The organism is Tenacibaculum todarodis, from assembly GCF_001889045.1.
In the GTDB taxonomy this organism is placed as follows: Bacteria; Bacteroidota; Bacteroidia; order Flavobacteriales; family Flavobacteriaceae; genus Polaribacter; species Polaribacter todarodis.
The window spans coordinates 893,942-918,969 of the sequence record NZ_CP018155.1; the positions used below are offsets into that span (position 1 = coordinate 893,942).

General features: G+C 29.4%; 23 protein-coding genes, 2 tRNA genes and 1 pseudogene. 20 read left to right on the plus strand and 6 right to left on the minus strand.

What is annotated here, in order from left to right:
- Positions 1 to 52: 52 nt before the first annotated feature.
- The 5 genes from smpB (at position 53) to LPB136_RS04140 (ending at position 3,820) form a co-directional block, all read left to right on the plus strand.
- A complete protein-coding gene (gene smpB, locus LPB136_RS04120) occupies positions 53 to 511 on the plus strand; it encodes an SsrA-binding protein SmpB (protein WP_072554924.1) in 459 nt (152 codons plus the stop codon).
- Positions 512 to 1,441 carry a geranylgeranylglycerol-phosphate geranylgeranyltransferase gene (locus LPB136_RS04125; protein ID WP_072554925.1) on the plus strand — a complete coding sequence of 310 codons (930 nt, stop codon included), beginning with the start codon at positions 512 to 514 and terminating at the stop codon, positions 1,439 to 1,441.
- Positions 1,442 to 1,545: 104 nt separating this feature from the next.
- Positions 1,546 to 2,130 (plus strand): Maf-like protein, encoded by a 585-nt coding sequence (locus LPB136_RS04130; protein ID WP_072554926.1) that lies wholly within the window; start codon positions 1,546 to 1,548, stop codon positions 2,128 to 2,130.
- Between the two features lie 121 nt (positions 2,131 to 2,251).
- Positions 2,252 to 3,202, plus strand: coding sequence for a transketolase family protein (locus LPB136_RS04135; protein WP_072554927.1), 951 nt, complete (start codon positions 2,252 to 2,254; stop codon positions 3,200 to 3,202).
- A gap of 9 nt (positions 3,203 to 3,211) precedes the next feature.
- A complete protein-coding gene (locus LPB136_RS04140; RefSeq protein ID WP_072554928.1) occupies positions 3,212 to 3,820 on the plus strand; it encodes a porin family protein in 609 nt (202 codons plus the stop codon).
- 74 nt (positions 3,821 to 3,894) lie between these two features.
- Here the strand turns inward: LPB136_RS04140 and LPB136_RS04145 are convergent, their stop codons facing one another.
- Complete coding sequence (locus LPB136_RS04145; RefSeq protein WP_072554929.1) at positions 3,895 to 4,788, minus strand: FKBP-type peptidyl-prolyl cis-trans isomerase; 894 nt, start codon at positions 4,786 to 4,788, stop codon at positions 3,895 to 3,897.
- Between the two features lie 79 nt (positions 4,789 to 4,867).
- Between LPB136_RS04145 and LPB136_RS04150 the strand changes: the two genes are divergently transcribed.
- Both LPB136_RS04150 and LPB136_RS04155 read left to right on the plus strand, forming a co-directional pair.
- On the plus strand, positions 4,868 to 5,254 hold the full coding sequence (locus LPB136_RS04150; RefSeq protein ID WP_072554930.1) for an RNA-binding S4 domain-containing protein: 387 nt from the start codon (positions 4,868 to 4,870) through the stop codon (positions 5,252 to 5,254).
- Positions 5,254 to 5,757, plus strand: a complete 504-nt coding sequence (locus LPB136_RS04155) for a phosphoribosyltransferase family protein (protein ID WP_072554931.1) — start codon at positions 5,254 to 5,256, stop codon at positions 5,755 to 5,757. The genes LPB136_RS04150 and LPB136_RS04155 overlap by 1 nt, the downstream gene beginning before the upstream one ends.
- On the opposite strand, the gene LPB136_RS04160 is transcribed toward LPB136_RS04155, so the two are convergent.
- Complete coding sequence (locus tag LPB136_RS04160; RefSeq protein WP_072554932.1) at positions 5,749 to 6,264, minus strand: shikimate kinase; 516 nt, start codon at positions 6,262 to 6,264, stop codon at positions 5,749 to 5,751. The genes LPB136_RS04155 and LPB136_RS04160 overlap by 9 nt on opposite strands.
- Before the next feature lie 93 nt (positions 6,265 to 6,357).
- On the opposite strand from LPB136_RS04160, the gene LPB136_RS04165 reads away from it, so the two are divergent.
- From LPB136_RS04165 to LPB136_RS04190, 6 genes are all read left to right on the plus strand, one after another.
- Positions 6,358 to 6,430 (plus strand) — tRNA-Lys (locus tag LPB136_RS04165).
- Positions 6,431 to 6,474: 44 nt separating this feature from the next.
- A tRNA-Leu gene (locus LPB136_RS04170) sits at positions 6,475 to 6,558 on the plus strand.
- 105 nt (positions 6,559 to 6,663) lie between these two features.
- A complete protein-coding gene (locus tag LPB136_RS04175) occupies positions 6,664 to 7,467 on the plus strand; it encodes a carboxypeptidase-like regulatory domain-containing protein (RefSeq protein WP_072554933.1) in 804 nt (267 codons plus the stop codon).
- A gap of 271 nt (positions 7,468 to 7,738) precedes the next feature.
- Positions 7,739 to 9,955 carry a RelA/SpoT family protein gene (locus tag LPB136_RS04180; protein WP_072554934.1) on the plus strand — a complete coding sequence of 739 codons (2,217 nt, stop codon included), beginning with the start codon at positions 7,739 to 7,741 and terminating at the stop codon, positions 9,953 to 9,955.
- 116 nt (positions 9,956 to 10,071) lie between these two features.
- Positions 10,072 to 10,521, plus strand: coding sequence for a Fur family transcriptional regulator (locus LPB136_RS04185; protein WP_072554935.1), 450 nt, complete (start codon positions 10,072 to 10,074; stop codon positions 10,519 to 10,521).
- A 37-nt stretch (positions 10,522 to 10,558) separates the two neighbouring features.
- On the plus strand, positions 10,559 to 11,830 hold the full coding sequence (locus tag LPB136_RS04190) for an adenylosuccinate synthase (RefSeq protein ID WP_072554936.1): 1,272 nt from the start codon (positions 10,559 to 10,561) through the stop codon (positions 11,828 to 11,830).
- Positions 11,831 to 11,964: 134 nt separating this feature from the next.
- Here the strand turns inward: LPB136_RS04190 and LPB136_RS04195 are convergent, their stop codons facing one another.
- Genes LPB136_RS04195 through nirK form a run of 3 tightly spaced genes read right to left on the minus strand, consistent with a single transcriptional unit; the run spans position 11,965 to position 14,915 of the window.
- Positions 11,965 to 12,678: an SCO family protein gene (locus LPB136_RS04195; RefSeq protein ID WP_158009594.1), complete on the minus strand. Its 714-nt coding sequence runs from the start codon at positions 12,676 to 12,678 to the stop codon at positions 11,965 to 11,967.
- Between the two features lie 10 nt (positions 12,679 to 12,688).
- Positions 12,689 to 13,453, minus strand: coding sequence for a formylglycine-generating enzyme family protein (locus tag LPB136_RS04200; RefSeq protein WP_072554937.1), 765 nt, complete (start codon positions 13,451 to 13,453; stop codon positions 12,689 to 12,691).
- A gap of 10 nt (positions 13,454 to 13,463) precedes the next feature.
- The gene (gene nirK / locus LPB136_RS04205; RefSeq protein ID WP_072554938.1) at positions 13,464 to 14,915 is read right to left on the minus strand and encodes a copper-containing nitrite reductase; all 1,452 of its coding nucleotides are present in this window, start codon (positions 14,913 to 14,915) and stop codon (positions 13,464 to 13,466) included.
- Between the two features lie 132 nt (positions 14,916 to 15,047).
- Between nirK and LPB136_RS04210 the strand changes: the two are divergent.
- The 7 genes and pseudogenes from LPB136_RS04210 to LPB136_RS04240 all read left to right on the plus strand — a co-directional run bounded on the left by LPB136_RS04210 (position 15,048) and on the right by LPB136_RS04240 (position 24,038).
- Positions 15,048 to 15,693 (plus strand): annotated as a pseudogene (locus LPB136_RS04210) (DUF542 domain-containing protein).
- 72 nt (positions 15,694 to 15,765) lie between these two features.
- Complete coding sequence (locus LPB136_RS04215) at positions 15,766 to 17,406, plus strand: OstA-like protein (protein ID WP_072554939.1); 1,641 nt, start codon at positions 15,766 to 15,768, stop codon at positions 17,404 to 17,406.
- Positions 17,406 to 18,596 carry an aspartate aminotransferase family protein gene (locus LPB136_RS04220; RefSeq protein WP_072554940.1) on the plus strand — a complete coding sequence of 397 codons (1,191 nt, stop codon included), beginning with the start codon at positions 17,406 to 17,408 and terminating at the stop codon, positions 18,594 to 18,596. The genes LPB136_RS04215 and LPB136_RS04220 overlap by 1 nt, the downstream gene beginning before the upstream one ends.
- A gap of 239 nt (positions 18,597 to 18,835) precedes the next feature.
- The gene (locus tag LPB136_RS04225) at positions 18,836 to 20,599 is read left to right on the plus strand and encodes an AMP-dependent synthetase/ligase (protein ID WP_072554941.1); all 1,764 of its coding nucleotides are present in this window, start codon (positions 18,836 to 18,838) and stop codon (positions 20,597 to 20,599) included.
- Positions 20,600 to 20,674: 75 nt separating this feature from the next.
- Positions 20,675 to 22,456, plus strand: a complete 1,782-nt coding sequence (locus tag LPB136_RS04230) for an AMP-dependent synthetase/ligase (RefSeq protein ID WP_072554942.1) — start codon at positions 20,675 to 20,677, stop codon at positions 22,454 to 22,456.
- A 204-nt stretch (positions 22,457 to 22,660) separates the two neighbouring features.
- Positions 22,661 to 23,449: a hypothetical protein gene (locus LPB136_RS04235; protein WP_158009595.1), complete on the plus strand. Its 789-nt coding sequence runs from the start codon at positions 22,661 to 22,663 to the stop codon at positions 23,447 to 23,449.
- A 175-nt stretch (positions 23,450 to 23,624) separates the two neighbouring features.
- On the plus strand, positions 23,625 to 24,038 hold the full coding sequence (locus LPB136_RS04240; protein ID WP_158009596.1) for a DUF3157 family protein: 414 nt from the start codon (positions 23,625 to 23,627) through the stop codon (positions 24,036 to 24,038).
- A gap of 297 nt (positions 24,039 to 24,335) precedes the next feature.
- Here the strand turns inward: LPB136_RS04240 and msrA are convergent, their stop codons facing one another.
- Complete coding sequence (gene msrA / locus LPB136_RS04245; protein WP_072554945.1) at positions 24,336 to 24,983, minus strand: peptide-methionine (S)-S-oxide reductase MsrA; 648 nt, start codon at positions 24,981 to 24,983, stop codon at positions 24,336 to 24,338.
- Between the last annotated feature and the right edge of the window lie 45 nt (positions 24,984 to 25,028).

Here is a 25,028-nt window from a genome sequence, read left to right on the forward strand (position 1 = left end):
CTTTATCTTAATCAAAAATGTATATTTGTTAATCTTTTATAAAAGATGCTAAATGCAGAAGAATATTAACATAAAAAACAAAAAAGCCCGCTTCGAATTCGAGATAATCGATAAGTATACGGCTGGAATTCAGTTAACTGGAACAGAAATAAAATCGATTAGATTAAGCAAAGCTCGTATTACCGAAAGCTTTTGTGAGTTTAACGAAGGCGGTGAATTGTTTGTAATAAACATGTATATTGAAGAATATATATACGGACATCAGTTTAATCACAAGCCAAAAAGTGAGCGAAGGTTACTTTTAAATAAGCGTGAATTAAAATCTCTAAAGAAAGAAGTTGAAGCAAAAGGAAATGCAATTGTACCGTTACGTTTGTTTATTAACGAACGTGGTTTTGCTAAATTAGAAATTGCCTTAGCTAAAGGTAAAAAACTACACGATAAGCGTGAAACCATGAAAGATCGTGACAATAAAAAAGATTTAGCGCGTATTAAAAAGAACTTTAACTAAATGATTTCTTTCTTAAAACTAATCCGTTATAAAAACCTTTTAATGGTTTTATTAACGATGGTTTTAACTAAATATGCGTTGATTGAATCTTTTATTTCTCCTAGTTATTTAACACATTTTCAATTTATACTTTTAGTTATAAGTGTACTTTGTATAACTGCTGGCGGTTATATTGTTAATGATATTTTTGATGTAGAAGCTGATAAAATAAACAAACCAAATAAGGTGTTTATTGATGTAACATTTGCTAAGAAAAATGCTTGGAGAAGTTATTTTATATTAAGTTTTTTAGGATTATCATTAAGCTACCAACTCTCTTTAATAACAGAAAATATAAATTGTTTTTATATTTTTTTAGTAACTGTTTTTGGATTGTTTTTATATTCTATCTTATTTAAGAAGGTACTTTTAATAGGAAATCTAATTATCTCTATTTTAGTTTCTCTAACTATTTATATTGTCTATTTATTAGACTTCAAATATATCCCCAATTACTACCTAAATTTTAACCAACAAACTGATTCTACTTTTCACTTTAGAGTGTGGATAACAATAATATTATACATGATTTTTGCGTTTATTTCCACTTTAATAAGAGAAATTATTAAGGATTTAGAAGATATAAATGGAGATTTAAAGATAAATGCTAAAACTTTACCTATTCTAATAGGCAGAAAACGCTCTATTTATATCATTAATTTAATTGTTTTCTTATCATTAATTTTTGGGGTAATTATTTTAAAATCTCTTCTGATTCATAATAAACTATTATTTTTTTATTTTTTATTTATAACATTTATTCCTTTTATATTTTTAGCTTATAAGCTTAATAATGTTAAAACAAAAAAACACTACTCCTATTTAAGTGATTTAATGAAACTAATTATGTGCTTCGGAATTTTATCAATGTTATTATTCAAATTTATTTAAAAAACAATGTGTCATTTCTGCGTAGGCAGGAATCCATAGAAAGAAAAATATTAAAAAATTAACCAAGTATAGATTCCCGTTTTCACGGGAATGACAAAAAAAATATGTTAAGAGAAAAACTATCAAAATACAACATCATTTTAGCTTCTGGTTCACCAAGAAGACAAGCGTTTTTTAAAGATTTAGATATCGATTATGAAATCCGTTTAAAAGAAGTTGAAGAAATTTATCCGAAGGAATTAAAAGGAGCAGAAATAACCGATTTTCTTGCTGACTTAAAATCGCAACCTTTTGACAATGAACTTACTGAAAAAGACATCTTAATAACTTCTGACACCATTGTTTGGTTTAAAAATGAAGCGCTTGGTAAGCCAAAAAACTACGAAGATGCTTTTAATATGATTAAGAAAATGTCTGGCAAAAAGCATGATGTTATTACTTCAATAAGTATAAAAAATAAGAATTTCCAGAAGATAATAAACGATACCACAATTGTATACTTTAAAGATTTATCTGATGAAGAAATTAACTATTACATCAACAAATACAAACCTTACGACAAAGCTGGTGCTTATGGAATTCAAGAATGGATTGGCAGAATTGGAATTACAAAAATAGAAGGAAGTTATTTTAATGTAATGGGCTTGCCAGTACATAAATTATATGATGAATTACTAAAATTAGATTAATTATAAACATTACTTACTAACTGTTAAAAAGTCTTTATTTTATTGCCTTTTTCTTTACCTCAAAAAGGAATAAAAAGTTTATTTTTGATGACTAAATTAACAACACACAAATACTAAAAAAATGAAAAAATACACCTATACAGAAAAAAAAGATACTCGATCTGGTTTTGGAGATGGTTTAACTGAATTAGGAAAAACAAATCCTAATGTTGTTGCACTTTGTGCCGACTTAACAGGTTCTTTAAAAATGAATGAATTTGAAAAAAATCATCCAGAACGCTTTTTTCAAATAGGAATTGCTGAAGCAAATATGATTGGTATTGCTGCTGGTATGACAATTGGAGGTAAAATTCCTTTTACAGGAACATTCGCCAACTTTTCTACAGGAAGAGTTTACGATCAAATTCGCCAATCTGTTGCATATTCAGACAAAAATGTGAAAATTTGTGCTTCACATGCAGGTTTAACTTTAGGCGAAGATGGAGCAACACATCAAATTTTAGAAGATATTGGATTGATGAAAATGTTACCTGGAATGACGGTAATTAATACGTGCGATTATAATCAAACAAAAGAAGCTACAATTGCTATTGCAGAACATGAAGGACCAGTTTATTTACGTTTTGGTCGTCCAAAAGTACCTGTTTATATGCCAACTGGCGAATTTAAAATTGGTAAAGCTGTACAATTAACTGAAGGTACAGATGTAACCATTATTGCAACTGGACATTTAGTTTGGGAAGCATTACAAGCATCTGAAGCATTAGAAGCAAAAGGAATTTCTGCTGAAGTAATAAATATTCACACAATAAAACCTTTAGACGAAGAAGCTATTTTAAAATCTGTGGCAAAAACAGGTTGTGTTGTAACTGCTGAAGAGCACAATAAATATGGTGGTTTAGGAGAAAGTGTAGCACGTTGTTTAGCTACTAACAATCCTACTCCACAAGAATTTGTAGCTGTAAACGATAGCTTTGGAGAATCTGCAACTCCAGAAGAATTAATGGCTAAATACAACATTAATGACATTGCCATCGTTAAAGCTGTAGAAAAAGTATTAACACGTAAATAATAATTAATTATGAAAAGAATAATTTTAGTAGCAATTTTCACTTTAGGTTTCAATCAATTTGTAAATTCACAAATAGACTTTGGTATTAAAGGTGGTGTAAATTATAATTCTGAATCTATTGAAGAAGTTCAAACAGATATCTTTGATGGAGCAAAAAGTAAAACTGGTTTTCATGCAGGTATTTGGACACGTATTAAATTACCAGTTTTAGGTTTGTATTTACGACCAGAATTGGTGTATACTCAATTAAGTAATGAAGTTACTTATTTAAATAAAGGAGTTAAAACTACGTATGATTTTCAAAAAATAGATATTCCTGTTTTATTAGGAACAAAAGTTTTTGGAATTGCACATATTTTTGGAGGGCCTTCTTTTCAATATATACTTGATTCAGACTTTGATATTGAAGATTTAAAAGATGTTAATTCTGACGGTTTTTCACTTGGTTTACAATTTGGAGCTGGTGTAGAATTAGGTAAATTAGGTCTAGATGTTCGTTGGGAAAGAGCTTTATCTGATACAGAATCTTCTTTTGTAGACAGTAATGTTGGTGGTAACGAAGTTAATTTTGACACAAGAGTTAACCAGATTATTGTAGGTTTATCTTATAGATTTTAAGAGAAACTATTAAACATAAAAAAAGCACGTTTACATTTTGTAAACGTGCTTTTTTTATTTCTGTATTTTTTCTGTTACCCAAAAATATTAGGGTTTAAATAATCTGGTAATGTTGGGTTATCAGGATCATTAAAATCATTTCTTGGATCTCCATCTCCATTTCTATCTTCATCTTTTGTTAATTTTCCATCGCCATCATCATCTGCATCGACATAATTAGCAACAAAGTTTTCATCAGTATCATCATTTCTTGGATCTCCATCTCCGTCTAAATCTTCTTCAATTGAAGGAATTCCATCTTGATCATGATCAGTGTTCGCTACAATATCCCATAATTCAATATAAAAAATAAGATTAGCATTACCTGGTATAGATCCGGTTGGTGTACCAACATTTCTATAACCAAGACCAGAAGGAATGAATAAGATACCTTTTCCTCCATTAATAAAATTAATTGGTTCACCAGGAGTACTAGAAGAAACATTTTCTCCTCCTTTAAAATTAGGAAAACTATAAGACCAACCACGTATAACACCATCAAGTGTAAACCAAGATGTATTACTATCAAAAGAAGTACTTATACTATCTGTATCAACGATTCTTACTCCGTTATATTTTGCATATACAGAATCTACAACAGAAGGATTTCCTTTAGCGTCTGGATCTGAACCTTCATTTCCAATTTTATAATAATAAAAAGTATAATCTACTTCTTGTTCAGTAACTTCTTGAGATTTTAAATTAGAATCATTAGATAACGCTGTTTCTCCAGCTATTAATGGTTTTACTAAACCAGAAGTTGTATCATAATAATGTTTTGTAAAAAAACTAGCTAAAGAATCTTTATCAATTAAGGCTTGCGCTTCATGGTCAAAGACTTCAACCGCATTACTATCATTATCATCTCCACAAGCATAAAATGCAATTGAAAATAATGCTACTATAAAAACGTGTTTAATTTTAATCATTTATTCTAAAAATTTTAAGGCGCAAGTTAGCATTTTTATACCTTTGTAAAAAACCTAACGTAAAAATTTAACTTTTTGTATGAGAATTGATAAATACTTATGGTGTATTCGGCTTTTTAAAACAAGAAGTTTAGCAACGGAAGCCTGTAAAAAAGGGCATGTAAAAGTTGAAGGAAACAATTTAAAGCCTTCTAAAGAAATATTTGGTAACGAAGAACTTACAGTTAGAAAGAATCAAATTAATTATAAAATAAAAGTATTAGACATACCTTTAAGTAGAGTTGGCGCAAAATTGGTAGATTTATATCGAAAAGATATTACACCAAAAGAAGAATTTGAAAAAACTGAACTTTTAAAATATTCTAAAGATTATTATAGAAAAAAAGGTACTGGAAGACCAACAAAAAAAGATAGAAGAGATATTGATGATTATTACGAATCACCGGAAGAAGAACAAATAATATGATGACAACAACCAATAATATAATTTTAAATGCTACGGAAGTAGCTCATAAAACTCGAAGAATTGCTTATCAAATATTTGAAAGTAATAGTAAAGAAGAGGAAATTATTATAGCCGGCATTGCAGATAATGGTTTTTTATTTGCTAAAAAAATTGCAGAAATACTTTCAGAAATTTCTGACTTAAAAGTACAACTGTGTGAGGTTAAAATAAATAAGAAAAAACCGTTGAGCCCAATAACTACTTCTATTAAAGCTGAAGAGTATAAAAATAAATCTTTGGTTTTAGTTGATGATGTTTTAAACTCTGGTACAACCTTAATTTATGGTATAAAACATTTTCTAGATGTACCTTTAAAAAGGTTCAAGACAGCTGTATTAGTAAATAGAAATCATAAAAAATATCCTGTAAAAGCAGATTTTAAAGGTATTTCTTTATCAACTTCTCTAAAAGAGCATATTGTTGTAGAATTTAAAGGAAAAGATGCTGTAGCTTTTTTAATGTAATAAAATTCTTAATTCTGCTACAATATCAGACACTTTCTTATCATCAATTGTAAGGTTGAAATTTGCTTTTTCATAGTAAAATCTTCTTTCAAATAAATGCTTTGCAATAAATTCTGATAATTTTTTATCAGAAATTGAAGCAACTAAAGGCCTAGTTTCTTTTTGTTTTTGAAGTCTATTATATAACGTTTTTAAACTAGCTTTTAAATAAATAGAAGAAGCATCAGAATTTAAAACTAAATCCATGTTACCAGCATAACAAGGTGTTCCGCCTCCTAAAGACAATACAAAACTATCTTCAGAGTTTAATAACTGTTTTAAATATTGATGTTCTTTTTTTCTAAAATAGATTTCTCCATTTTCTTCAAATATTTTAGAAACTGATTTCCCCTCACCTTCTTCAATAAAATTATCCAAATCTATAAACGGAATGTATAATTTACTACTCAATTCCTTTCCAACGGTACTTTTACCGCTTGCCATATACCCAACTAAAACTATCTTCATAATATTTTACAAATATCGATAAAATATCTCAAAAAAAATTGTGTTAATAAAACTTATCATAGTATATTTGCACTCGCTTTTACAAAAAGCAATGACCTGGTAGCTCAGTTGGTAGAGCATCTCCCTTTTAAGGAGAGGGTCCTGGGTTCGAGCCCCAGCCCGGTCACAAAAAAAAAGTTAAGTGTAAGCTTAACTTTTTTTTGTTTAAAAGCGCACGTGGCGGAATTGGTAGACGCGTCAGCTTGAGGGGTTGATGGACATTAGTCCGTGGAAGTTCGAGTCTTCTCGTGCGCACTAGAAATCGAAGTTTTACTTCGATTTTTTTTATGGTATATTTTTTGTTGCTACTTTTCACAGATTATTAACGTCATTATACACTATTATTATTATTATTGCAACATGCAAAAACATCTATTCTTACTATCTTTTTTGTTAATTTCTATTGTTGGATTTTCACAAAACAATAAGTTAAAAGGTCAAATTATTCATTCAGAAAATAAAAATGGCTTAAGTGCCGCTCATATTTTAAACTTGAATTCTGTTACAGGAACCATTACAAACGATAAAGGTTTTTTTGAATTAGTTGCAAAAGCTAATGATACTGTATTGGTTTCTTATTTAGGTTTTGAATCAATAAAACTGAAAGTAACAAACGATTTATTAAAAGGAAATGAACTAGAAATTGCCTTAATTGAAAAACCCGAAGAAGTTAAAGAAGTTATTATAAGATCTACTAAATTAATTGGTGTTTTAGAAGTAGATGTTAAACAAGTTCCTACAGATAAATTTACCAGAATACATATAAACGGATTGCCACAAACGTACGAAGTTGGTCGTCCTCAAAAAATATCTTCTCCAATTGCAAAACTTTTTAATCCGGTAGATTTAGTGTATAATCTCTTCGGGAAAAAGCCAAAACAGCTTAAAAAGCTTCAGAAATTAAAGAAAGAAGACGATTTACGTAAAATGTTACAAGGTAAATTTGATCGTGAGGTAATGATGGAATATTTAGAAATGGATCGTCAAGAGCTAACTAAATTACTTACCGATTGTAATTATTCAGAATATTTTATCAAAAAAGCAAGTGATTTACAGCTTATTGAAGCTGTTTTAGATTGTTATGAAGAATACAAAGCCGTTAAAAAAGGTAAAATTGAACGTAATCGTGTTCCTGATAAAAAATTAAATAGCAACGGTAATTAAAATAAAACAAAAGTTTATATAATTCAAAAGGGTTGAAATTGTGAAATTTCAACCCTTTTTATCAACTATTAAAAACTAACTAATCACTAACTTGTAGTAAGTAATCATTTATAAGACGATGCTTTATTAAATTAGTTACAGTTTAATTTTTAGTTTAACAGTTTTTTAAGAGAACTACCGCTCATTTATTAATTTCATTCAGAAAATTATTTTTTAATAATAGGAGTTAAAAAAACTTGCTTAGTAAAATTCTTTGCGTTACTTTTAATCTATGGCATACACAGCAACTGTAGAAGAGGAAAATAAGGAGATAGCAAATAGATATAAAGACTTGCTAAAAGGAACGTATGAAGTTTTATCAAAAGAAGATAAAGTATTAATCCGTAAGGCTTTTGAAATTGCTGTAGAGGCACATTCTGAACAAAGAAGAAAAACTGGTGAACCTTATATTTACCATCCAATTGCTGTAGCAAAAATTGTTGCTAACGAAATTGGCTTAGGAGCAACTTCTATTGCTGCTGCCCTACTTCATGATGTTGTAGAGGACACACATTACACTGTTGAAGATATGGAACAGTTGTTTGGAGAAACAATTGCTCGTATTGTAAGTGGCTTAACAAAAATTTCTCGTTTAAAGAAAGATCAAGATTATTCTATCCAAGCAGAGAATTTTCGTAAAATGCTTCTTACTTTAAATGATGATGTTCGTGTAATTTTAATAAAAATTGCAGATAGATTGCATAATATGCAAACCATGGATGCAATGCCAGCATATAAACAACTTAAAATTGCATCAGAAACCTTATATATTTACGCACCACTAGCCCATCGTTTAGGTTTATATAATATTAAAACAGAGTTAGAAGATCTTGGCTTAAAATATACAGAACCAGAAGTTTACAACGATATCTTAAGCAAAATTAAAGAAAGCAAAGAAGAACAAGAACTATACATAAAATCTTTTTCAGACAAACTAAAATCTGGCTTAGATAAAGAAAAATTCACTTATGAAATTAAAGGCAGGTTTAAATCTATCTTTTCAATTAGGAGAAAAATGCGAAAGCAAAATGTTTCTTTTGATGAAGTCTATGATAAATTTGCAATTAGAATAATATTTGAACCAACTTCTAAAGATGAAAAATTTGATGCTTGGAAAATATATTCAATAGTTACAGATTATTTTAAGCCAAACCCAACTCGATTAAGAGATTGGATTTCTCAACCTAAATCTACAGGTTACGAAGCCTTGCATATAACAGTTGTTGGGCCAAATGCACAATGGGTAGAAGTTCAAATTCGTTCTAATAGAATGAATGAAATTGCTGAAAAAGGATATGCAGCTCATTTTAAATACAAACAAGGTAATGAAAATGAAAGTGGTTTAGAATCTTGGTTGAATAAATTAAAAGAAACCTTAGAAAACCAAAGTTTAGATGCGGTAGATTTTGTTGAAGATTTTAAATTGAATTTATATTCAAAAGAAATATATGTATTTACTCCAAATGGAGATTTAAAATCACTACCAAAAGGAGCTTCAGCCTTAGATTTTGCATTTTCAATACATACAGACGTTGGTTTAAAAACAAGAGGTGTTAAAGTTAACGGAAAGCTAGTTCCACTAAGTCATACACTTACAAGTGGAGATCAAATAGAAGTACTAACTACATCTACAAATAAACCAAAAGCAAGATGGTTAGATTTTGTTATTACTGCTCGCGCCAGAACAAAAATTAAAACAGCACTAAAAGAAGAAGAAAAGATTATTGCAGAAGAAGGAAAAGCTGTTCTTTCAAGAAAGTTACGTCATTTAAAAATTAATTTTGATGATAAAGCTGTAAATGAAATGGTTAATTATTTTAATCTTAAAACAAGTTTCGATTTGTTTTATAGAATTGGAAATGGAGCCATAGACAATACACAATTAAAAGCATTTGCTAACCAGCGTAGCGGTGCAATAATGAGCTTTATAAAAAATAGTTTCAAAAGGCAACAACCAAAAGAAAAAATTGATAAAGAAGAAGTTACAAGCAAATATGATGCATTAGTTTTTGGTAAAGATGAAGAGAAATTAGATTTTAAACTGTCTAAATGTTGTAATCCAATTCCTGGCGATAAAGTTTTTGGTTTTGTAACAATTAACGAAGGAATTAAGGTGCATAAGAACAATTGTCCAAATGCCATTTCTTTACAATCTAATTATGCATATAGAATTATGCCTTCAAAATGGATAGATTCTACTAAACAAGAATTTAAGGCCGTTTTACATTTATCTGGCGTAGACAACAAAGGTATTGTTAACAACCTTACCAAAATAATCTCTAATAACATGAGTGTTTTTATACACAGTATAAATATCTCTGGAGACGATGGCATTTTTGATGGAAAATTATCTTTAAGTGTAAAAAACAAAAATCAATTAACAAAATTAATTGAAAGTATAAAAAAAATAGAAGGAGTTCAAAAAGTTGAAAGAATTAACTCTTTGTAATACAGATTATTATAAAAAAAATTAACAACTGTTTAAAACTTATTTATTACTTTTTAATTAGGCATTAAAATATTGTAAAATAAGTGTAAATTTGTTGCTTAATAACTAGAGCATTTATGAGCAATTCTGCCGAAAATCAAGAAGTTGTAAAAAAAGTTTTTACTGCCTATTTAGAAGAAAATAAGCATAGAAAAACACCAGAACGCTACGCAATACTACAAGAAATATACGATGTTGATGAACATTTTGATATAGAATCTTTATATATCAACATGAAAAACAAAAATTATCGTGTAAGCCGTGCAACTCTTTACAATACAATAGATTTATTACTTGATTGTGGTTTAGTTCGTAAACATCAATTTGACGGGCAATCTATGGCACGTTACGAAAAAAGTTATTTCGATAAAAATCATGATCATGTAATTTTTACAGATTCAGGAGAAGTAAAAGAATTCTGTGATCCAAGAATACAGATTATCAAAAAAACTATTGAAGATATTTTTGATATTGATATTCATAATCATTCACTTTATTTTTACGGAACAAAAAAGAAACAATCTTAATTAACAATACAACACACAACAACAAATTAAACAACTAATGGCTGTAGATTTATTACTTGGATTACAATGGGGAGATGAGGGAAAAGGTAAAATAGTAGACGTACTTACATCAAATTACGATATTATTGCACGTTTTCAAGGAGGTCCTAACGCTGGACACACTTTAATATTTGACGGATTTAAACACGTGTTACACACAATTCCTTCAGGAATTTTTCATAAAACAGCATTAAATGTTGTTGGTAATGGTGTTGTAATTGATCCTGTTATTTTTCAAAAAGAATTAGAAAACTTAGATAAACATAATATAGATTACACCTCTAAATTATTAATTTCTAGAAAAGCACATTTAATTTTACCAACACATAGATTATTAGATGCAGCTTCAGAAACTTCAAAAGGAAAAGCAAAAATTGGTTCTACTTTAAAAGGAATTGGCCCAACTTATATGGACAAAACCGGTAGAAACGGTATGCGTGTTGGAGATTTAGAATTAGAAAACTGGAAAGAAAAATATGATGCTTTAACAGCTAAGCATATTAAAATGTTAGAATTCTTCGATGTTCAAATTGAATATGATTTAAAAGAATTAGAAGCTGAATTTTGTAGAGGAATAGACAAATTAAAAACTTTACAATTTATTGATAGTGAAGAGTTTTTAAACCAAGCAATAAAAGATAAGAAAACAATTTTAGCAGAAGGAGCTCAAGGTTCTTTATTAGATATTGATTTTGGAACATATCCTTTTGTAACTTCATCTAACACAACAGCAGCAGGTGCTTGTACAGGTTTAGGTGTTGCTCCAAACAGAATTGGAGATGTATTCGGAATTTTTAAAGCATACACAACAAGAGTTGGTTCTGGTCCTTTTCCTACTGAATTATTTGATAAAGATGGAGAAACTATGGCTAGTGTTGGTCATGAATTTGGTGCAACAACAGGTAGACCAAGAAGATGTGGGTGGTTAGATTTGGTGGCTTTAAAATACGCTGTAGATGTAAACGGAGTTACGCAATTAATGATGATGAAAGGTGATGTTTTATCTGGTTTTGATACATTAAAAGTTTGTACTTCTTATAATTACAAAGGAAAAGAAATTTCTCACTTACCTTATAATATTGAACCAGAAAATGTTTCTGTAAACTATTCTGAATTTAAAGGTTGGGAAGAAGACTTAACAAAAATGACTTCTGCAGAACAATTACCTAAAAATCTATTAGACTATGTTGCTTTTATTGAAAAAGAAACTGGAGTTCCTGTGTCAATCGTTTCGGTTGGTCCAGATAGAAAACAAACTATCAATAGATAGATTTTCTTATAAAATAAAAAGCATCTTTCATTAATTTGAAAGATGCTTTTCTTGTTAAAAATCAACTAAAAAGACTACTAATTTTTGGTTTAAATGTTTACCACATTAAAGAAATATCTATACGACTAAACCTTTTAAAATTTTACTACCGTTTCAATAATTTTTGAAACTGTTTCCTTATTATTTACACCCAACCCTTCTTGTTGATGTACTAATTCTCCTTCAGGATTAAAGACACTTATAATATTAGAATGTGAGAAATCTAATGGTGAAATTTCTTTGTATTTTACAGCCAAAACATTGGCAAATTCTCTTATTCCATCTTCTGTTCCTTGTAAAAAAGTCCATTGTGCTTCATCTATATAATTTTGTTTTGCAAACTCTTTTAATCTTTTTGGAGTGTCATTTTCTGGATCTATACTTACAAAAACATATTGAACATCATCTTTATAATCAGAAGGTATTTTAGCTTCAATATTCCTCATATCGCCAGTTAATCTTGGACAAGCAGCTTTACAAGTAGTATAAATCATTACCATAACTAACGTTTTTCCTTTCAGCTCTTTTAAAGTGATGCTTTCCCCCTCTTCGGTATTCCATTTTGATGTTAAATTGAATATAGATTCCTCAGAAATTTTATCGTTTATAACTTTTTTAGCTTTTTTTGTTATTGGCTTCAAGTCCATTTTACAAATAGCACAAGAACCTGGTTTTAAAAACACTTTTTCTCCTTCGCATTTCATTGGACATTGATATTCTGTTTTAGCAGTTTCTTTTGTGTTTTTTTCAGCACAAGAAACCATTAATACAACTGTCGTAAAAAATAATATGTATTTAATTAATTTCATTTTTATGTATTTAATTGTCTTTTACACATCTAAATCCGAGGTTTTTCATAGTGTATTTCGCCTTTAAACTTCCTCTTGTTGCATAACGCATAAATGCGGCGTAATTCATTAAATCGGTTGCGTTTATAGCTGCACTACCGCAAAACAAATTAGTATCTGCATCTACATCTTTTCTAGACTCTCCTGTTATTAAAACGGAATTAAAATCGGAAGTCCATTCCCAAACTAAACCATGTAAATCGTACACTTTCCAATAATTTTTAAAGGTTGAACCAATGGTTTTATTAAATGTTTTTGGTTTCTCATACCAACTTAAAATAAACTCGTTATAGGTTTTTAGTTTTCTTGCATCTGGCATTGTTTTGTTTGCCATGGCAACATATTCCCATTCATCAACCGTTGGCAATCTTTTTCCTTGGCATTCGCAATAATCTTTTGCTGCAAACCAAGATATTTGCGTAATTGGCGATTTCTCTTTTTGATTTACACCTAAAATAGTGTCAGATTTCCATTCGCGTAAATAACTTTCATCAACAAATAACTTTATAGCATTACTTCTTTGCCATTTTGGATATTTTTTTACAAATGCTAAAAATTCTTTATTTGTTACCGGATACACATCCATAGAAAAATTACTTATAGAAACTTTCATAGAATCTCTACCATATAAAGGAATATAGTTACCTCCTTTAATTTGTACCATTTTAGACTGACAATTTGCAATAATTGGATTTAGAAATAGTACACAAATTGCCAATCTTAAAATAGTTCTCATTAAATTTGAATTATTGATTCTTAACGTCTTTAACCATTTTTACACTGACATTGGTTTTGTTATTTCCCCAAGAATTATAGATATATGTCATAACATCGGCTACTTCTTCTTCCGTTAAAGATTGCTTTGTCATAATACTGTTATATTTTTCTCCGTTTACAGTAATTTCTCCTGTTTTACCATTTAAAACAATACCAATTGCTCTTTTTACATCAACGTTTAAATAATCGGATTTAGCTAAAGGAGGAAACGCACTTGGTATTCCTTGCCCTTCTGCTTGATGACATGCAAAACATGTTTGACCATATACTTGTTTACCATCTTTCATTTTTTGCGCTAATGATTTTTCAATAATCTTAACAACAACTTCTTTCTTATCTTCTTCTGGCATTGTTTGAATTGTTCCTCCTTCTGGATTATAAATACCTTCTTGTTTTACACCAGAATACAATGCTTTATCCTCTTCACCAGTTACTTTCAACATTCCTAATGCACCTTTATTAAACGCTCTAAAAATGGCATGATCTACTAAAATAAATGTCCCCGGAACATCAACTTTAAAATCTACTATTGCCGCACCACCAGCAGGAATAGATGTTGTTTGTACGTTTTTATTAATATTATCTCCTCCTTCTATATGAACATTATCAAATATTTCTCCAATAACATGAAACGAAGAAGTTAAGTTTGGACCTCCATTACCTACATATAAACGCACTGTTTCTCCAACATTTGCTGTAATTGCTCCATCACCTGTTAAAGCACCTACTTTACCGTTAAAAACTACATAATCTGCATCTTCCTCTACAGCTTTCTTCATGTCAAAAGGTTGTAATCCTTTTTCTCCGGTATCTCCTTTTGTATAAAAATCTCCTTGCATTATGTAATATTCTTTATCTACTTTAGGCAAACCTCCTTCTGGTTCAACCAATATTAAACCGTACATTCCGTTTGCAATGTGCATTCCTACTGGTGCAGTTGCACAGTGATATACATACAAACCTGGATTTAATGTTTTAAATGAAAATGTTTTTTTATGACCAGGAGCAACAAATGAAGACTCTGCTCCTCCTCCTGGACCTGTTACCGCATGTAAATCTATATTATGTGGTAATTTATTATCTGGATGATTTGATAACGTAAACTCAACCAAATCTCCTACTCTTGTTCTTATAAAACTTCCAGGAACAGAACCTCCAAAAGTCCAATATACATACTGAACTCCATCTGTCATGGTTCCTTCTTTTTCAAGAATTTCCATATTTACCAACAACTTTTTTGCTGAACGATTTCCAACTGGAGCAGGAACAAGTGGCGGCGCTGTTAATTCTGCTTCCATAGTTCCTTTTACATAGATATTTGCATTATTTGCAATTGCTACTTCTTTTTTGTTATCACTTTTACAACTTGTTAGCAACAAACTTGTAATACATAATAGACATACAGTTTTTAAAAATCTCATTTCCTCAGTTTTAAGTTAATATTCATTTTATTCTTTTAACAAATTTAGTTCTGATACTTTATTATAAATATGATTTAAATCATATTCAAGAGAAATAAAATAGTACAACTTTGTAGTATTAAAACTAAAAAAATGGAAAACTTAAAAAATAAAACGGTAGCAGAATTAGTAACGGAAAACATAAAAACTGCCCATGTTTTTAAAAAGCATGGCATAGATTTTTGTTGTGGTGGGGGAATTTCTATTGAAAAAGCGTGCGAGAAAAACAGTGTTAATTACAAACAATTACTAAGTGAATTAATAAACTTAGAAAGCAAAACTTCTTCCTCTAATAATTTTAATAACTGGGAGTTAGACTTTTTAATCGACTATATTGTTAATGAACATCACACATATGTGGAAGAAAATATTCCTCTATTAAAGCAATATGGAGCAAAGGTTGCTAAAGTTCATGGAAAAGTATACAATGAGTTAATTGAAATTAATAACCTTATAATTACTGTTTCTAATGAACTAACTACACACATGAAAAAAGAAGAATTAATTCTTTTTCCTTTTATAAAAAAACTTGTAAAAGCTAATAAAGAAGGTAGCTCTATAAGTATTCCTCATTTTGAAACAATAGATAATCCAATAAATATGATGGAAGATGAACATGATGCAGCTGGAGATGTATTTAAAAGAATTTGAAGACAACCTACACCAACATGTACATTTAGAGAATAACATTTTATTCCCTAAAGCAAGAAAACTAGAGTTAATAGTAGATAAAGAATAAAGAACTTTCACTTTTCTTTAGTATTCAACAATATTCTTTTCATTATTTTTGTTCCACTTTAAAACAAAACTTTTGAAAAGAATATTTCTTTTTTTAGCACTATTTATTACTGCTTATACTTTTTCTCAGCAAAAGAGAATTAATTACACTGCTAAAATTCAGTCTGCAGATGAAGACAAGTATCCAGGAGCAATTATATTAATAGGTAATGTACACATGATACACGAAGGTGTAACATTAGACTCTCAAAAAGCATTATACTATAGAAACAAAAACCTTTTTAAAGCTTTAGGTGAAGTTATAATTGAACAAGGAGATTCTATAATTCAATATAGCGATTACGCAGATTACAACGGAAATACAAAACAAGCTGTTTCTTGGGGAAATGTAGAAATGAATGACCCTACAATGAAACTAAAGACAGATACACTTCATTTTGATAGAATAAATCAGAAACTATTTTACAAAACTGGAGGAACTATCCAAGACAAAACAAATACCTTAAAAAGTATTGGAGGAACCTATTTACTTAGAAATAAAAAGTTTATTGCAAAATCTAACGTAACTGTTACAAATCCAGAAAACAACCTAGAATCCAATCATTTAGAATATTACACAAACACAGGAATAGCCTATTTATATGGGCCTTCAACCGTTACAAATAACAAGAATAAGAATAAACTATATAGCGAAAGAGGTTTTTATAACACAAAAACTGATGTTTCTTACTTTGTTAAAAACGCAAAGTTATTTTTAAAAGAAAGAACTATTGAAGGAGATAGTTTGTATTACGACAAACGTAAAGGATTTGCTTCTGCTACAAACAATATAACAGTTATAGACACTGTAAAAAACTTTGTTACAAAGGGAAATTATGCTGAAATATTTGAAGAAAAAGATTCCCTTTTTATTATAGATAAAGCCGTGGCAATTTCTGTTTTAGAAAAAGATTCTTTATACATGCATGGAGATAAAATCTTAGTAACCGGAAAACCAGAAAACAGAATAGTAAGAACTTTTAATAATGTAAAGATTTTTAAATCTGACTTACAAGGAAAGTGCGATTCTATTCATACAGATCAAACAACAGGATTAACAAGAATGTTTAGAAATCCAGTTCTTTGGTCTGGAAAACAACAAATTACTGGAGATACAATTCATTTAGTATCAAATTTAGAAACAAATAAACTAGACTCTTTAAAAGTATTAAACAATGCTTTAATAATTCAAAAAGACTCATTAGCAGATGATGATTTCAACCAAATAAAAGGTAGAAACATTTACGGTAAATTTATTGAAAATGAGTTAAGAACTTTATGGGTAAAAGGAAATGCTGAATCTGTTTTTTTTAGTAGAAATGAAAAAACAAATAAGCTAGAAACTATTACAAAAGAAATAGCTAGTAGTATTGAATTTGAACTAGAAAATAATGAAATTAGTACAATAAAATATTACACAAAATCTGAAGGAATAACATATCCACCTTTAGATTATCCCAAAGAAGACAGAAAACTCAAAGGTTTTATCTGGAGAGAAAAAGAGCAACCAAAGGTTATGCAAGACATTTTTACCAAAGATGAAAAAACTGAGGTAAAAGAAAATATTGATGTACAAAATGCAAAATTGAATTTTGCCAGGGAAAACGCTACAAAGAAAAAAAAGATAGCTTCCGATAGAAAGAATACTCGTAAAAGTTTAAAGAAAGGTTTATAATGAAATCAGACTTTTATAAATACCAAGCACAAACAACTCCTCACCCACTTGCTATAGAAATTTCTCATGCTAAAGGAAGTTATATTTATGATGCTAAAGGGAAAAAATATTTAGATTTTGTTGCTGGAGTTTCTGCAAATAGCTTAGGACACAGTCATCCAAAAGTTGTTAACGCAGTAAAAGAACAACTAGAAACTTACGATCATGTAATGGTTTATGGAGAGTTTATTCAGCAACCACAATTACAGTTATGCAAAGCTTTAGCAAAAACTTTACCTGAAAACCTTCAATCTATATATTTAACAAATTCAGGAACTGAGGCAACAGAAGGTGCTTTAAAGCTAGCTAAAAGATTTACAGAACGTAGCGAGATAATTTCAGCTAAGAACGCATATCACGGTAATACACAAGGTGCAATGAGCGTTTGTGGTGCTGAAGAACAAAATAGTTCTTTTAGACCGTTAATTCCTGGTGTTAAGTTTATTGAATTTAACAATATAATTGATATTGAAAAGATAACAACCAAAACTGCCGCAGTAATATTAGAAACAATACAAGGTGGCGCTGGTTTTATTGAACCTAAGAATAATTATTTACAGAAAATAAAAGAACGTTGTAACCAAGTTGGTGCTTTGTTAATTTTAGATGAAATACAAACCGGTATTGGGCGTACAGGAAAATTTTGGGGATTTGAAAATTACAATGTTGTTCCAGATATTATTATTGCTGGTAAAGGTTTAGGTGGCGGAATGCCAATTGGTGCTTTTATATCTTCTTTAGAAATAATGAATATTTTAAAAGACAATCCAAAATTAGGTCATATTACAACCTTTGGAGGTCATCCTGTTATTGCGGCTGCTGGTTTAGCAACTGTAAACGAAATAACATCTTCTTCTTTAATAAATGAAACATTAAGGAAAGAAGAATTAATTAGAAAACATTTAAAACATTCCGCAATAAAAGAAATAAGAGGAAAAGGTTTAATGTTAGCTATAATTATGGAAAATCCTGAAGTTACTTCCGAAGTGATTTTAGAAAGTTTAGATAAAGGATTGATATTATTTTGGTTACTTTTTGAGAAAAATGCAATTAGAATTACACCTCCATTAAATATTTCTGATGAAGAAATTATAGAAGGATGTGATATTTTATTACAAATTATCATTAAAAAAACACATGAACACAATTAAACCAAAAAAATTACAACACGCTTAAAAACAGCAATTTAACTACATTTACTTAAAGTAAAGTTGTTCTGTTTATTAAAGTATTCATTTAAATTTAATAAAAACACATGCTAATAAGAAAAATATAATTATATTTGTTTAATAAATTAGAGTTAGGGGGCTAATTTATGAATTCTTAAATCGGTTACTGTTTTTACAGAAACCGATTTTTTTTATTAGCTTTAGCAGCATAAACTCTTTTTATGTCTAAAACTATAACACGTATTTTTGATTTTGCTTATAATCAACTAGTAAACTACCCTCAAGAAAAATGCTACAATTACAAAGTTAATGATGAATGGAAATCTATTTCCACTGAAAAATTAATTAATTCAGCAAACAAAGTAAGCAGCTCTTTATTAAAATTAGGTGTTAAACCAAATGATAAAATAGCAGTTATAACGGAAAATAACAATCCTAATTGGCATATTCTAGATACAGGTATCTTGCAAATCGGCGCACAAAACGTTCCTTTATACGCTACTCTCTCAGAAAAGGATTATGAATATATTTTAAATCATTCTGATGCACAATATTGTTTTGTATCCAATAACGATCTATATAACAAAGTAAAATCTATAGAAAGTAAAACACAACTTAAAGGCATTTTCTCTTTAGAAGAATTAGAAACAGACTACGGTTTTTCTAATTTCTTAGAAATCGGTACTAATAAAGAATATAGTTCAGAAATTGAAAAATTAAAAAACAATGTAAAACCAGACCATTTAGCAACCATCATTTACACTTCAGGAACAACAGGAACTCCAAAAGGCGTGATGTTAAGTCATAATAATATTGTTTTTACTGTTTTTAAAACTGACAAAGCATTTAACTTAAATTCTTCTAAAAAACGTATTCTAAGCTACTTACCTATTTGCCATATTTACGAAAGAACTGCATCATATTATAATTTATACAAAGGGTTTGAAGTTTATTTTGCAGAAAGCTTGGAAACCATTGGAGACAATATTAGAGAAGTAAAACCTCATTTTTTAGCAGTTGTTCCTAGATTACTAGAAAAAATATTTGATAAAATCATAGATAAAGGCAGTAATTTAAAAGGTCTAAAGAAACAATTATTCTTTTGGGCATTAGCGTTAGCTGAAAAATACGAGCCTTATCATAAGAATGGAAATTGGTATCATTTTAAACTTAACATTGCAAATAAAATTATTTTCTCTAAATGGAGAGAAGCTTTAGGAAATAACTTAGAGTTTATGGTTTCTGGAAGCGCTCCTCTACAACAACGCTTAATTAGAGTTTTTACAGCAGCAGGAATTCCTGTTTTTGAAGGATACGGAATGACCGAATCTTCACCTGGAGGAACAGTAAATGACCTAAGAAACAACAATTTAAAAATAGGAACCGTTGGAAAACCTTTAGAAGGTGTTGAAATTAAAATTGCCGAAGATGGAGAAATTTTAATGAAAGGAGAAAACGTAATGTTAGGCTACTATAAAAATGATGAGTTAACTAAAAAAACCATTATTAACGGTTATTTACATACTGGAGATATTGGAGAACTTGACAATGAAGGCTTTTTAACAATTACAGACCGTAAAAAAGAAATTTTTAAAACCTCTGGAGGAAAATACATTGCTCCTGCAGCATTAGAAAGCGAGTTTAAACAATCACGTTTTATAGAACAAATAATGGTTATTGGTGAAGGTGAAAAAATGCCTGCAGCATTCATACAAGTTCAGTTTGAATTTATTGAAGATTGGGCTAAAAGACATCATCATAAAATTACCGACGTTACTTCTGATAAAAAATTAATAGAAAGAATACAAGAAGAAGTAGATTTTTACAATAAAAAATTTGGTAAATGGGAACAAATAAAGCGTTTCGAAATCACCCCAGAACCTTGGACAATTGAAAATGAGTGCCTTACCCCTACTATGAAAATAAAAAGAAAGGTAATTAAAGAAAAATACAAAAAATTGTACCAAAAAATATATAATTCTTAATTAAGAACCAATAAATTTTCTATTTGTTAAATCAATGTAAATTTACTACTTTGCAGTTCTTCAAAATAGAAATTTATGGCAATAGAAATTACACGCATTTTTGATTTTCCTTATTATCAATTAGAAAAATACAATCTAAACAAAGCTTTAACCACAAAATACAATGGTAAATGGGTTTCTACTTCTTCCAAAGAATATATAGATAAAGCGAATGCTATAAGTAGAGGATTGTTAAAACTAGGTATTAAAGCTAATGATAAAATTGCTATAATTTCTACTACCAATAGAACAGAGTGGAATATTTGTGATATTGGTATTTTACAAGTTGGCGCACAAAATGTACCTATTTATCCTACAATTTCTAAAGAAGATTATGAGTATGTTTTAAATCATTCTGAAGCAACTTATTGTTTTGTTTCAGATTCAACTATACTTGAAAAACTTAATCAAATTAAAGGAAACACTAGTATAAAAGAAGTGTTTACTTTTGACGATATTAGTGAAGAAAAAAATTGGAATGAAGTCTTAGAACTTGGTAAAGATACTAGTAACCAAGAAGAAGTTGAAGCAAGAAAAAATGCAGTAACTCCAAACGATTTAGCAACCTTAATATATACTTCAGGAACCACAGGAAGACCTAAAGGCGTTATGTTATCTCACGGAAACATTGTTTCTAATGTGTTAGCTAGTGACGATCCAGTTCCTTTAGAATACGGTAAAGACAAAGCATTAAGCTTTTTACCTGTTTGTCATGTATTTGAAAGAATGATACTGTATTTATATCAATTTTGTGGTGCAGAAATTTATTTTGCTGAAGGAATTGATAAATTAACCGAAAACGCACAAGAAATTAAGCCAGATGTTATGACGGCTGTACCTCGTTTATATGAAAAAATATACGATAAAATTATCTTAAAAGGTGAAGATTTAACAGGAATAAAAAAGAAATTATTTTTCTGGGCTGTAAATTTAGGTTTGCGCTATGAACCATACGGACAAAACGGATGGTGGTATGAAAAACAACTAGGCTTAGCTCGTAAGCTTATCTTTTCTAAATGGCAAGCTGCTTTAGGTGGTAACTTAAAAATAATGGTTTCTGGAAGCGCAGCTCTACAACCACGTTTAACACGTATTTTTGCAGCAGCAGGAATGCCAATTATGGAAGGTTATGGATTAACAGAAACATCTCCAGTTACTTCTGTTAATTTTGTTGAAGTAAACGGAGAAAGAGGCTTTAGAGTTGGTACTGTAGGTAAAGTTATTAAAGACGTAGAAGTTAAAATTGCTGAAAATGGAGAAATTTTAATAAAAGGACCAAACGTAATGCAAGGTTACTATAAAGATCCAGAAAAAACTGCCGAAGTAATAAAAGACGGTTATTTCCATTCAGGTGATAAAGGAGAAATTGATACAGACGGTTTTTTAAAAATTACAGGAAGAACTAAAGAAATGTTTAAAACTTCTGGAGGTAAATACGTTGTACCACCTTTACTAGAAGGAGAATTAAAACAATCTTTATTTATTGAACAAGTTATGGTTGTTGGAGAAGGAGAAAAAATGCCTGCTGCAATTATTCAACCCAATTTTGAGTATTTAAAAGAATGGGCAAAAGAAAACAATATAACCTACTCTAATAACGAAGAATTAATTGCAAATGAAAAAGTTTTAGAGCAGTTTACAAAAGCTGTAAAAGTTTGTAATAGCTGTTTTGGTAAATGGGAACAAATTAAAGTCTTTAAGTTAACACCAGACGAATGGACTTTAGAAGCTGGCCACCTTACGCCAACAATGAAAATGAAACGAACTGTAATAAAAAAGATTTACAACGATTTATACGAACAAATTTATAGAGGATAAACTCTTTAAAATACTTAAAAACTCATAATGAAAATTGTGAGTTTTTTTGTTTGATGAATATAATTATACCCTAAAAAAACTTAAATAAAAAAGTTATCTTTGGGATAACAGTAACAAAAAGGTTTCCTTATCCTATTCTATTTAAGGGATACGAGTAATAAAAATTACTGTATAACACGTTAGGCAACATAAAGAGAAACGACATTGACAGAAAGAAAAACCAACTTCAAAACCATTTGGCAAAGAGCTAAAATCAGACCAATATTACTACTTTTTGCATTTCAAGGAATTGCATTTGCATTACTTCTTTTTCTTCCAATGGGCTTAATGATGAATTCATTAGGAAATAGTTTTCCATTTATTGAAAACGCTGAAAAGATTCAATCTGATGGAATAACAGCAAATGCTACTCTAACTGGAATCAAAGGAATTGATAACATAACTATCAATGGAAATAATCCACAAATTTTGACTTATGAATTTGACAACAACGGACAGAAAACGGAATCAAAGTTTAGTGTTTTTGAACCAGAAAAAACTGATAATTTAAAAATTGGAGATATAATTCCAATTAAACATTTGAATGGACAATCAATACCGACAGAATTTGAGCAGTACACTTTTAATATGGATTTTATGTATTACATAGCTGGAGTTATACTCTTAATTGGACTAATTCTTTGTTATCTTCTATACTCAAGAATAAATAAGGAAATCTCATTATATAAAACAGGCAGAATTATGGAGGGAAAAATAGTTTCAATAAGCCATAATAAAGGTTTCACATTTTCAAAATTTGGTTCGTCAATGGATGTGCATTATGAATATGGAAATAACGTTACAAAATCGAGAACTAATAATTTTGCTTTAACAAATAATAAATCAATTGGCGATTCAATTAAAATTTTGGTTTCACAAGACGGAAATTCATCTTGTTTATATCCAGAATTGATAGCTAAAACGAATGGATGGAAAGAAAATTACGTTGCCTAACACCGTATATAAAAAATTGCTGTTTTGTGCTAAATCAAAAGGTCGTTGCACGTTTGCTACATCTGATTTTCCTTCGGAAAATCCTCGTACGCAAACACGCAACTTTCCATATACAAAACCGTTGGCATTCATTGTGGCTCACTCAAACTCAAACGGAATTAATAAAAACTCAAATATGAAAAAAATAATTTTTATCAACTTACTTCTGATTACATCATTGTCATTTGCTCAAACAAAAATTGCAACAACAGAAGACGGAAAAAAAGTACTTTTGAAAGATGACAAAACGTGGGAATATCTTAATCCTGATACTAAACCGAAAAATTCTTGTGTAGTTGATGCAAATTTTAAAGAACCTAAATGGAAAAAGAGTTCTTCTTGGAAAAGAATGGGAACAAGAGTCGATGATTTAAAAAAACATATTTCAGTAGATTTAGGAATTGACGAGAAAAAAATTATTCTTTTATCACTTTCTGAACAACTTGGAAACGCAGTTTATCAGTTGTGTGTCGATGGGACAAAAATGAAATATAGAAGAACTGGTTCAGTTTTCAGAAAAGACGGAGAAGATGTTTTAAAAATGGATTAAATAATGGACAGAAAAGAAATAGCATATTTCAATCAAAACGGAAGATATTTAGTCGTTACAATGGACGATGAAAGTTTCATTTTGAATTCAAAAGAAGAGTTTGAAAAATATGTGAAAGACAATAATTGTATAATAGTAAAACATTAAAAACAACGAAATGGCAACACCGTGCATAAAAAATTGCTACTTTTAGCTTAACCAAAAATAGTTGCTTTTTTGCAATCTTATATTTTCCTGCGGAAAATAACGATGGCACAAAATCGCAACTTTTCATAACACAAACACATTCTAAAAAACTTAATGTTTACTTTTTTTCAATAACTGAGGAAACTTACTTTTAAAAGCATTTAACCTTGGAATAGATACATTTTGTATATAAGGATTTTCAGGATGTAATTTCTCATAATCTTGGTGATACTCTTCTGCTTTATAAAACTTAGTAAATCTTGTAACTTCAGTAACTATTTTACCATTGTATTTCTCTTTATTTAATTTTGAAATAGCAGCATTTATAATTTGTTTTTCTGCTTCCGTTTTATAAAAAGCTATGGAACGATATTGCGAACCATAATCTGGATGTTGTCCATTTACAGTAGTTGGATTATGAGAACCATAAAACACATCAACCAAGGTTTTAAAACTCACAACCTCCGGATTGTAATAAACAGCAACAGTTTCTGAATGTCCTGTTCTACCTGTTCCTATAGATTTATAAGTTGGATTTTTAGTGTGCCCACCAGCATAACCAGAAACAGCTTCTTCTACTCCACTTACACTTTCAAATATAGCTTCTACACACCAAAAACATCCGCTTGCAAAATACGCTACCTCAGTTCCTTCTTGAGGTTGAAAAACAATATTATCTGCCATTTTTTCTTCCGAAGAAAAGCTAAATAATGTAACTGTTATCAATGTTAAAAATAGTAATGCCTTGGAAAACTTCATGTTTAATATATTTTATGTCTTAAAGATTCAAAATTATTAATTCTT

Excerpts from the sequence above, each read along its gene's own strand:
- LPB136_RS04225 (WP_072554941.1), top strand. The coding sequence starts at position 18,836 with ATGTCTAAAACTATAACACGTATTTTTGATTTTGCTTATAATCAACTA.
- LPB136_RS04125 (WP_072554925.1), top strand. The coding sequence starts at position 512 with ATGATTTCTTTCTTAAAACTAATCCGTTATAAAAACCTTTTAATGGTT.
- LPB136_RS04130 (WP_072554926.1), top strand. The coding sequence starts at position 1,546 with ATGTTAAGAGAAAAACTATCAAAATACAACATCATTTTAGCTTCTGGT.
- LPB136_RS04230 (WP_072554942.1), top strand. The coding sequence starts at position 20,675 with ATGGCAATAGAAATTACACGCATTTTTGATTTTCCTTATTATCAATTA.
- LPB136_RS04200 (WP_072554937.1), bottom strand. The coding sequence starts at position 13,453 with ATGAGAACTATTTTAAGATTGGCAATTTGTGTACTATTTCTAAATCCA.
- LPB136_RS04150 (WP_072554930.1), top strand. The coding sequence starts at position 4,868 with ATGAGAATTGATAAATACTTATGGTGTATTCGGCTTTTTAAAACAAGA.
- smpB (WP_072554924.1), top strand. The coding sequence starts at position 53 with ATGCAGAAGAATATTAACATAAAAAACAAAAAAGCCCGCTTCGAATTC.
- msrA (WP_072554945.1), bottom strand. The coding sequence starts at position 24,983 with ATGAAGTTTTCCAAGGCATTACTATTTTTAACATTGATAACAGTTACA.
- LPB136_RS04160 (WP_072554932.1), bottom strand. The coding sequence starts at position 6,264 with ATGAAGATAGTTTTAGTTGGGTATATGGCAAGCGGTAAAAGTACCGTT.
- LPB136_RS04195 (WP_158009594.1), bottom strand. The coding sequence starts at position 12,678 with ATGAAATTAATTAAATACATATTATTTTTTACGACAGTTGTATTAATG.
- LPB136_RS04175 (WP_072554933.1), top strand. The coding sequence starts at position 6,664 with ATGCAAAAACATCTATTCTTACTATCTTTTTTGTTAATTTCTATTGTT.
- LPB136_RS04180 (WP_072554934.1), top strand. The coding sequence starts at position 7,739 with ATGGCATACACAGCAACTGTAGAAGAGGAAAATAAGGAGATAGCAAAT.
- LPB136_RS04135 (WP_072554927.1), top strand. The coding sequence starts at position 2,252 with ATGAAAAAATACACCTATACAGAAAAAAAAGATACTCGATCTGGTTTT.
- LPB136_RS04155 (WP_072554931.1), top strand. The coding sequence starts at position 5,254 with ATGACAACAACCAATAATATAATTTTAAATGCTACGGAAGTAGCTCAT.
- nirK (WP_072554938.1), bottom strand. The coding sequence starts at position 14,915 with ATGAGATTTTTAAAAACTGTATGTCTATTATGTATTACAAGTTTGTTG.
- LPB136_RS04145 (WP_072554929.1), bottom strand. The coding sequence starts at position 4,788 with ATGATTAAAATTAAACACGTTTTTATAGTAGCATTATTTTCAATTGCA.
- LPB136_RS04190 (WP_072554936.1), top strand. The coding sequence starts at position 10,559 with ATGGCTGTAGATTTATTACTTGGATTACAATGGGGAGATGAGGGAAAA.
- LPB136_RS04220 (WP_072554940.1), top strand. The coding sequence starts at position 17,406 with ATGAAATCAGACTTTTATAAATACCAAGCACAAACAACTCCTCACCCA.
- LPB136_RS04140 (WP_072554928.1), top strand. The coding sequence starts at position 3,212 with ATGAAAAGAATAATTTTAGTAGCAATTTTCACTTTAGGTTTCAATCAA.
- LPB136_RS04185 (WP_072554935.1), top strand. The coding sequence starts at position 10,072 with ATGAGCAATTCTGCCGAAAATCAAGAAGTTGTAAAAAAAGTTTTTACT.
- LPB136_RS04240 (WP_158009596.1), top strand. The coding sequence starts at position 23,625 with ATGAAAAAAATAATTTTTATCAACTTACTTCTGATTACATCATTGTCA.